Annotated in this window: 8 protein-coding genes; 7 read left to right on the forward strand and 1 reads right to left on the reverse strand. The window is 70.6% G+C overall.

Going from position 1 to position 8,196, the window contains the following annotated elements; genetic code table 11:
• The first annotated feature begins 62 nt into the window (after positions 1 to 62).
• Entirely contained in the window at positions 63 to 428 is a 366-nt protein-coding gene (locus ACWGKJ_RS30685) for a hypothetical protein (protein WP_385030389.1), read from the forward strand.
• A 38-nt stretch (positions 429 to 466) separates the two neighbouring features.
• Here ACWGKJ_RS30685 and ACWGKJ_RS30690 read toward each other — a convergent pair whose 3' ends face one another.
• The gene (locus ACWGKJ_RS30690; RefSeq protein ID WP_385030386.1) at positions 467 to 1,225 is read right to left on the reverse strand and encodes a DeoR/GlpR family DNA-binding transcription regulator; all 759 of its coding nucleotides are present in this window, start codon (positions 1,223 to 1,225) and stop codon (positions 467 to 469) included.
• Positions 1,226 to 1,526: 301 nt separating this feature from the next.
• On the opposite strand from ACWGKJ_RS30690, the gene ACWGKJ_RS30695 reads away from it, so the two are divergent.
• From ACWGKJ_RS30695 to melA, 6 genes are all read left to right on the forward strand, one after another.
• Positions 1,527 to 2,366, forward strand: a complete 840-nt coding sequence (locus ACWGKJ_RS30695) for an endo alpha-1,4 polygalactosaminidase (protein ID WP_385030383.1) — start codon at positions 1,527 to 1,529, stop codon at positions 2,364 to 2,366.
• A gap of 186 nt (positions 2,367 to 2,552) precedes the next feature.
• Positions 2,553 to 3,884 (forward strand): ABC transporter substrate-binding protein, encoded by a 1,332-nt coding sequence (locus ACWGKJ_RS30700; RefSeq protein ID WP_385030380.1) that lies wholly within the window; start codon positions 2,553 to 2,555, stop codon positions 3,882 to 3,884.
• A gap of 13 nt (positions 3,885 to 3,897) precedes the next feature.
• Positions 3,898 to 4,851: a carbohydrate ABC transporter permease gene (locus tag ACWGKJ_RS30705; RefSeq protein WP_385030377.1), complete on the forward strand. Its 954-nt coding sequence runs from the start codon at positions 3,898 to 3,900 to the stop codon at positions 4,849 to 4,851.
• Complete coding sequence (locus ACWGKJ_RS30710; protein ID WP_385030374.1) at positions 4,848 to 5,744, forward strand: carbohydrate ABC transporter permease; 897 nt, start codon at positions 4,848 to 4,850, stop codon at positions 5,742 to 5,744. Before ACWGKJ_RS30705 ends, ACWGKJ_RS30710 begins: the two co-directional genes overlap by 4 nt.
• Positions 5,745 to 5,873: 129 nt before the next feature.
• A complete protein-coding gene (locus tag ACWGKJ_RS30715) occupies positions 5,874 to 6,830 on the forward strand; it encodes a carbohydrate kinase family protein (protein WP_385030371.1) in 957 nt (318 codons plus the stop codon).
• Entirely contained in the window at positions 6,827 to 8,137 is a 1,311-nt protein-coding gene (melA, locus tag ACWGKJ_RS30720; RefSeq protein WP_385030368.1) for an alpha-glucosidase/alpha-galactosidase, read from the forward strand. The genes ACWGKJ_RS30715 and melA overlap by 4 nt, the downstream gene beginning before the upstream one ends.
• Positions 8,138 to 8,196 lie beyond the last annotated feature (59 nt).

Here is an 8,196-nt window from a genome sequence, read left to right on the forward strand (position 1 = left end):
GGGCCACCGGCCGCGGTCGCCGGTACGACCGGACAGCAGGCAAGAGGGGCAGGGGCAACCGGATGAGTTCCGATCAGGACCGCGGGGCAGGGCTCGGCAGCGACGAGGAGGTCCAGTCGCCCACGGACGAGCAGCGGGCGGGCTGGCACGAGGTGCGGCAGCGTGCCAGGGGTCTGACTCACCACCAGGCGAAGGCGGCTCTGGAAGCAGCCCGGCGGACGGCCGACGAGAGCGCGCGGGGCGCCGGCGGGGAGCGGGGGCGTGCCCGCGTCCAGGCGGAGATCGAGGAGTGGGAGCGCATCACGGAAGCGCTCGCCGATCACGACGGGCGCTACGACCCCGGGGCCGATCCCTTCGTCCAGGGGGAGCTGGCAGGCCGGGCCGACCGGGCCTCCGTGCCCCCTCCCGCGGAGGGCGGCACCGTCTGACCGCCAAGGGCGCGGCAGCCGCGGAGCAGGAGGACGTGTCAGGCGATGGTGACACCCACCCCCGTCTCGGAGATCCGTGCGCATGCGCGCTCCGGCGCCTCCCGGTCGGTGACCAGATGGTGCACCGCGGACAGCGGGCAGATCTTCGCGAAGGTGGTCCGCCCGATCTTCGAGTGGTCGGCGACGACGACGGTCCGGCTGCTGTTCACGGCGAACGCCCGGTCCGTCGCCGCTTCGAGCTGGTCGTACGTCGTGCAGCCCTGCTCCGCGCTGATGCCGTCCACCCCCAGGAACGTCATGTCCATGTGATAGTCGGCGAGGGTCTTCTCGGCGATGGGGCCCACGAGTTCATAGCTCTCGGTCCGCGCGTTGCCGCCGATGACGACCAGCGTGACGTGTTTGTGCAGGACGAGTTCGGCGGCGATGTTCACGGCGTTGGTGACGATGGTGGCCGGGCCCCGTTCGGCGAGGAGACGGGCGATCTCGGTGGCGGTGGTGCCCCCGGTCATCCCGACGACCGCCCCCTGCGGCACCAGCGCGGCGGCCGCCGTCGCGATGGCGCGCTTCTCCGGCCTGCTGCGCTCCGCACGGTACTGCACCGGCATTTCCAGACCGATGCTCCCGACGGCGGCCCCGCCATGGGTGCGGCGCAGCAGGTTGCGGGCGCTCAGATGCTGGAGGTCGCGTCTGACGGTCGCCCCCGAGACTCCGAGCAGGCAGGTCAGCTCCCCCACGTCGACGCTGCCCTTCGCGGACACATGCTCAAGTATCCGCGCATGGCGCTCAGTTCTCAGCATGAGCTGAGCATAGCTCTGCGCGGACAGGGCAGCCGGGTCTTCCCGGGGCCCGGAAGGCGCCCCGTGACCTGCCTTGAACGTGCTCGATATGCGCGAACGTGCGCAACAACTGCTCAGGTTCGCGCTATTGACATGGTGATTCCTGCTCGATTTACTGCGGTCAACGCCGAGTCCGAGCATTCGGCGCCAGAGGTACGCCTAGCCGGTGGACGGCCCACAAGCCGCAAGCCCGGACAAAGTCGCCAGGATCGCTGTCAGCGTCCGAGGCGGGGACGTACCCTCCATCATCTGGAGCTCGATGATGACCATCACTCCCGCACGGCCCCGTCGGCTCTCCCTCTCCGGGGCGCGCCGCGCGGCCGCCGTCGCCGCGGTCACCGCCGCGGCCGCGGTCCCGCTGCTCGCGCCGTCCAGCGCGTCGGCGGCCTCGTCCCCCGCTCTGCCCCCGGCCCACGCCGGGTTCGACTACCAGATCGGCGGTGCGTACACGCCGCCGTCCGGCGTGAAGGTGGTCAGCCGTGACCACGGGGACGCTCCGGCGGCCGGCCTGTACAACATCTGTTACGTCAACGCCTTCCAGGCCCAGCCCGGCGCCGAGAAGGACTGGGACTCCGATCTGCTGCTGCGCAAGGCCAACGGCGATGTCGTCTACGACTCGAACTGGGGTGAGGCGCTGCTCGACCTGCGTACCGCCGACAAGCGGAAGCGGGTGGCCGCGAAGGTCAACAGCTGGATCGACGGCTGCGCCGACAAGGGCTTCCAGGCCGTCGAGCCCGACAACTACGACAGCTACACCCGCTCGTCGAAACTGCTGAGCGCCGCCAACGCCAAGGCGTACATCACTCTGCTCTCCCAGCACGCGCACGACCGCGGGCTGGCCATCGCCCAGAAGAACACCTCGCAGCTGTCCGGTGCCCGCACGCAGACCGGACTGGACTTCGCCATCGCCGAGGAGTGCGGCACCTATGACGAATGCGGCAAGTACACCGACGCGTTCGGCAGCAATGTGATCGTGATCGAGTACACGGACAAGGGCCTCTCGAAGGCCTGCAAGAGCTGGGGTGACCGGCTGAGCATCGTCGAGCGCGACCTGGACGTCTCGCCCAGCGGCAGCAAGGGATACGTACGCAAGACCTGCTGACGCCCATGTCTCCCCGGTGCGCCTCCCCGTGAACCCGGCGCACCGGGGTCTCCCCCCGCCCTTCCGCGCCGCGCCCGTCCTCTCCCGGTACTCCTCCGGCACGACCGGCCCCGCCGCACCTGTCCAGCACGTCCCCGCGGGCCTCCCCGCGTACCGCAACGTGCCCTGATTCCCCTGGAGGTCCGGATGGCTGTCGGCCATCACCGCCCCGTCAGTCCCTCGCGCCGGACGGTGCTGCGGCGTGGCACCGGTCTGGCCTGCGCCGCTTCGGCCGCGATGGCGCTGCCCGGCTGCGGCGCGCACACCGATGACGGCATCGGAGCGCACGGACGGGTCACGGTCGAGCTGTGGCACGGCCAGACCGACACCGGCCGCAAGGCGATCGAGTCGCTGGTGGCCGACTTCCAGCGGGCCCATCCGCACATCCGCGTCGACTCCGGCGGGGGTGTCCTGTCCGACTCGATGCTCCAGAAGGTGACGGCCGCGCTGGCCTCAGGGTCGTACCCGGACGTCGCCTACATCTTCGGTTCGGACCTGGCGGGCGTGGCACGCAGCCCGCAGGTGGTGGACCTGACCGCCACCGTGCGCTCCGGGCCGGTCCCCTGGAACCAGTTCTGGGCCCCGGCGCGCGACGCCGTCACGGTGAACGGCCGGGTGCGCGCCGCACCCGCGCTACTGGACTCGCTCGCTGTGGTGTGCAACAAGAAGCTGTTCCGCCGCGCCGGTATCCCGCTGCCGGAACCGGGCTGGACCTGGCGGGAGTTCCAGGAGACCGCCAAGCGCCTCACCGACAAGCAGCGGGGTGTCTTCGGCACCGGCTGGCCGGGGGTCGGCGACGAGGACACGGTCTGGCGGCTCTGGCCGCTGGTGTGGGACCTCGGCGGCGAGGTGATCGCGGCGGACGGGCGCAGTATCGGGTTCGCCGAAGCCGGGGTGCGGGCGCTGGAGACGGTGGCGGGGCTCGCCCGCGACCGGAGCGTCTATATCGACCCGAAACCGGGCACCGAGCAGATGTACCAGGTCTTCGCGTCGGGCCGGATGGGGATGGTCGTCACCGGGCCGTGGCAGCTGCCGGACATCATCCAGGCGGGCGTCGACTACCAGGTGGTGCCGCTGCCCAGCTACAGCGGCCGCCCCGTCACCATCTCGGGCCCCGACACCTGGACGGTCTTCAACAACGGCTCCGCCCGTGTCGAGGCGGCCCGCACCCTGGTGAGCTGGCTGATGGAGCCGGCCCAGGACGTGCGCTGGGACGTCCGGGCGGGCAGCCTGCCGCTGAGCCGGCGCACCCAGAACCTGCCGGAGTGGCGGGCCAAGGCCGCGAAGACCGAGGGGCTCTCGGTGTTCACCAAGGCGCTGGAGTCATCCCGGGTACGGCCCGCCCATCCCGCGTACCCGCAGATCTCCACGGCGCTGGGAGAGGCCATCGTGTCCGTACTGCTCGGCAGGAGCACCCCCGCGAAGGCCCTGCGCCGCTGCGCGGACGACGCCAACGCCGCCCTGCTCATACCGCGTTGAGGAGGCTCACGCCATGCCCGGTCTGCCCGCCCCGCTCACTCTCTCCGACCCCGGCCACGAACAGCAGCTGCGCGGCCTGCGCCGACGGCGCCGCAGTGAATCGGCCACCGCCTGGGCCTTCATCTCCCCGGCCGTCCTCATCATCCTGGGCCTGAGCGTCGTCCCCGTCATCTGGTCCGTGCTGCTGTCGTTCCAGGCCGACGACCTGGTGACGCCGAGCCGCTGGGTCGGCCTGGACAACTACCGGGCGCTCACCAAGGATCCGCACTTCAGCCAGGCGGTGTGGAACACCCTGGAGTACACGGTGCTCTATGTTCCCCTGTCCATGCTGCTCGGGCTGGTCCTGGCCCTCGTACTCAACCAGCGCATCAGACTCGTCGGCCTGTACCGGACGCTGATCTTCGTGCCGTTCGTCATCTCGGCGACGGCGCAGGGCGTGCTGTTCTCGTTCATCCTCGACCCGCAGTTCGGAGTGGCCAATTCGCTCCTGCACTCCATCGGGGTCTCCCCCCAGGGGTTCCTCACCGATCCCGGACAGGCGCTGCTGGTCCTGGTGGTGATCTCGCTGTGGAGCGGCACCGGCTTCTGTGTGGTGGTCTATCTCGCCGCCCTCCAGGACGTGCCGCAGTCACTCATCGAGGCCGCACGGCTGGACGGCGCGGGCAGGCTGCAGCTGCTGCGCCATGTCGTCCTGCCGACCCTCACCCCGGTCAACGTCTTCCTGCTGCTGTGGCAGACCATCAACGCCCTGCAGGTCTTCGACCTGGTGTACGTGACCACGAAGGGCGGGCCGCTCGGCTCCACCACCGTGATCGTCTACTTCATCTGGGAGCAGGCCTTCAAGAACTTCACCGCCGGCTACGGAGCGGCAGCGGCCTATGTCCTCGCGCTGGCCCTGCTCGTGATCGCCGGAGGGATGCGCGTAGTCCGGCGGCGCCGGCCCGCCATCGAAGGAGCCATCCGATGACCGTCACCACTCCCCTGCCCCCGCGCACCGCCCGTACGGCCCCGGCGCCCACGCCGCCCCCGCGGCGCGGGCCGGGACTGCGGCTGCCGTTCAGCGCCTGGCATCTGCTGCTCGCCCCGCTCGCGCTGCTCTTCGCGGTTCCGATGATCTGGCTGCTGCTCAGCTCCGTGATGACCAACGCGGAGATCAACAGGTTCCCGCCGGCTCTCTGGCCGTCTGGAATCCATCTGGGCGGCTACCGCTATGTGCTGGGCAACGCCATGTTCCCCCGCTGGTTCGTCAATTCGCTGATCGTGTCCGTGGTGGCGGTCGCATCCAATCTGCTCTTCGGCGCGCTGGGCGGGTACGCCTTCGCCCGGATGCGGTTCGCGGGGTCCCGTCTGCTGCTCGGGCTGATGCTGGCCACGATGGCGATCCCCTTCCAGCTGACGATGATCCCCACCTTCCTGGTGATGAAGCGCCTCGGACTGATCGACACGCTCGGCGCGCTGATCGTCCCATCGCTGGTCACACCGTTCGCGGTGTTCCTGCTGCGGCAGTTCTTCCTGTCGCTGCCCAGGGAGTTGGAGGAGGCCGCGTGGATCGACGGCTGTTCCCGGCTGCGGGTCCTCTTCCTCATCGTGCTGCCGTTGTCACTCCCGGCGCTGAGCACGGTGGCCGTCCTGACGTTCCTCACCACCTGGAACGATCTGACATGGCCGCTGATCGCCATCAACCACGACACCCAGTACACGCTGCAGTTGGGCCTGACGACCTTTCAGGGACTGCACCACACCCAGTGGCCCGCGGTGATGGCGGGGAACGTGATCACGGTGCTGCCGGTTCTGCTGGCCTTCCTGGCGGCGCAGAAAACCTTCATCCAGTCCATTACGTCGAGCGGCCTCAAGGGCTGAACTCCCCCTGCCGCGCAGCCGTGTTCGCACACCGTACGTCGGGACCGGCCGCCCGGCCCCCGCCGTCCCGCCCGCCCCGCACCCTCTCGCCGCCCCCGCACCCTCTCGCCGCCGACTCCAGGAAGCCCCATGCCACACACCTTCGACCTGCTCGTCGTCGGGGACGCCAACCCCGACGTCGTACTCGGCCCCCTCAGCGCCCCGCTCGCCTTCGGGCAGCGCGAGCAACTCGTCGACACGGGTGTGCTCACCCTCGGCGGTTCCGCCGCCATCATGGCGTGCGGCGCCGCCAGGCTCGGGCTCCGTGTCGCCTTCGCCGGACGCGTCGGGGACGACGACGCCGGACGCTTCGTCCGGGCCGCCCTTGCCGGCCGGGGCGTCAACACGGACGCCCTGGTCCTCGACCCGGAGCACGCCACCCCGCTCACCGCGGTGGTGACCGCGGGCGACGACCGCGCCATCCTCACCGCATCCGGCACCCTGAGCGCGACCTGCGGTGACGACGTGCCCGACGCGCTGCTCACCGACTGCCGCCATGTGCACGCGGCCTCGTACTTCCTGATGCCCAAGCTCGCCGGTGCCCTGCCCGGCCTGCTGCGCACCGCACGCCACCATGGCGCGACCACCTCCCTCGACACCAATGACGACCCGTCAGGGGAGTGGCGGTCCGCCGGTCTCGACGAGGTGCTCGCGGTCACCGACATCCTGCTGCCCAACGCCCAGGAGGCCCGTGCGCTGGCCGGGCCGTCCGCCGGAACACTCGACGGGGCGGCGGCCCGGCTGGCCGCCCTCGGCCCGCTGGTGGTGGTGAAGGACGGGGCCCAGGGGGCGCTCGCCCATGACGGCAGCGCCCCGTCGCGCACCGGCGCGATCCCCGTCCTGCCGAAGGACACCGTCGGCGCCGGGGACAGTTTCGACGCCGGATTCATCGCCGCCCATCTGAGGGGCCTGCCGACCACCCGGGCTCTCGAAATCGCCGCGGCCTGCGGTGCCCTGTCCACCCGGGCCCATGGCGGCACCCCCGCACAGCCCACCTGGGACGAAGCCGTCACAGCCGTCACACACAACGGAAAGAACCACTCATGAGCACCACGAAGATCGCATTCATCGGCGCCGGAAGCGTCGTCTTCACCCAGGGGCTGCTGGCGGACCTCTTCGCCTTCCCGGAACTGACCGACGCCCATATCGCGCTGCACGACATCGACGCCGAACGGCTGGCCACCGCCGAGGGCGCCGCCCGCCACATCGCGGCCGAGCGCGGCGCGGCAGCCCGTATCACCTCCCACGCGGAGCGGCGCGAGGCCCTGGAGGGCGCCGACTTCGTCATCAACATCGTCCAGGTCGGCATGGGCGAGGCCACCCGTACCGACTTCGAGGTGCCCGCGCGCTACGGCCTGCGGCAGACCATCGGCGACACACTGGGCGTCGGCGGCATCTTCCGCGCACTGCGCACCTTCCCCCTCCTCAAGGCGCTCGGCGAGGACATCGCCGAGCTCTGCCCCGACGCCTGGCTGCTCAACTACACCAACCCCATGGCGATGAACGTCCAGTACCTCAGCCAGGCCACCGGGCTGACCCGCGTCGTCGGTCTGTGCCACTCGGTGTACTGGACCATGCGGGACCTCTCCGAGCTGGTGGGTGTCGCGTACGAGGACGTCAACTACCTTGCCGCGGGCGTCAACCACCAGGCGTGGGTGCTCCGATTCGAGCAGGGCGGCACGGACCTCTACCCCCGGCTGGACGCCCTGGTGGCGGACGACCCGCAGCTGCGCCGCCGGGTCCGGGTCGACATGTACCGGCGACTGGGCCACTATCCGACGGAGACCAGCGAGCACTCGGCAGAATATGTGCCCTGGTATCTGCACCACGACGAGGAGATCGAGCGGCTGCGGCTGCCGGTGGGCGCCTATCTGGGCATCGTCGACGAGAACGTCGCGGAGTACGAGAAGACCCGGGCCGCCCTAGCCTCCGGGACGCCGCTCCCGGTCGAGGGCACCATGGAGTACGCCCCGCAGGTCATCCACAGCATCGTCACGGGCACGCCCCGCACCATCTACGGCAATGTGCCCAACCGGGGCCTCATCGACAACCTCCCCGCTTCGGGGACCGTCGAAGTCCCTTGCCTGGTCGATGCGTTGGGGGTGCAGCCGACCCGGATCGGGGAGCTGCCCGCGCAGTGCGCGGCGCTCAACCGCGCCTATCTGAGCATGAACGACCTCGTCGTCCGCGCGGCTCTGCACGATGAGCCGCGCCATGTACGGCAGGCCGCGATGACCGACCCGGCGACCGCCGCCGCCCTGCCCGTCGAGCGCATCTGGGAGCTGTGCGACGACATGGTGCGCGCCCACGGCGACGCGCTCCAGCCGTCGCTGCGCGCCGTTCTGGGCAGCTGATCCGCTGAGCGCCCGGCCCTGACGGGCAACCGTCCGCAGCCGCCGGCGGGGTGGGAACC

It is taken from the genome of Streptomyces sp. NPDC054757 (genome assembly GCF_053612185.1).

Excerpts from the sequence above, each read along its gene's own strand:
- ACWGKJ_RS30715 (WP_385030371.1), top strand. The coding sequence starts at position 5,874 with ATGCCACACACCTTCGACCTGCTCGTCGTCGGGGACGCCAACCCCGAC.
- ACWGKJ_RS30705 (WP_385030377.1), top strand. The coding sequence starts at position 3,898 with ATGCCCGGTCTGCCCGCCCCGCTCACTCTCTCCGACCCCGGCCACGAA.
- ACWGKJ_RS30690 (WP_385030386.1), bottom strand. The coding sequence starts at position 1,225 with ATGCTGAGAACTGAGCGCCATGCGCGGATACTTGAGCATGTGTCCGCG.
- melA (WP_385030368.1), top strand. The coding sequence starts at position 6,827 with ATGAGCACCACGAAGATCGCATTCATCGGCGCCGGAAGCGTCGTCTTC.
- ACWGKJ_RS30685 (WP_385030389.1), top strand. The coding sequence starts at position 63 with ATGAGTTCCGATCAGGACCGCGGGGCAGGGCTCGGCAGCGACGAGGAG.
- ACWGKJ_RS30695 (WP_385030383.1), top strand. The coding sequence starts at position 1,527 with ATGACCATCACTCCCGCACGGCCCCGTCGGCTCTCCCTCTCCGGGGCG.
- ACWGKJ_RS30700 (WP_385030380.1), top strand. The coding sequence starts at position 2,553 with ATGGCTGTCGGCCATCACCGCCCCGTCAGTCCCTCGCGCCGGACGGTG.
- ACWGKJ_RS30710 (WP_385030374.1), top strand. The coding sequence starts at position 4,848 with ATGACCGTCACCACTCCCCTGCCCCCGCGCACCGCCCGTACGGCCCCG.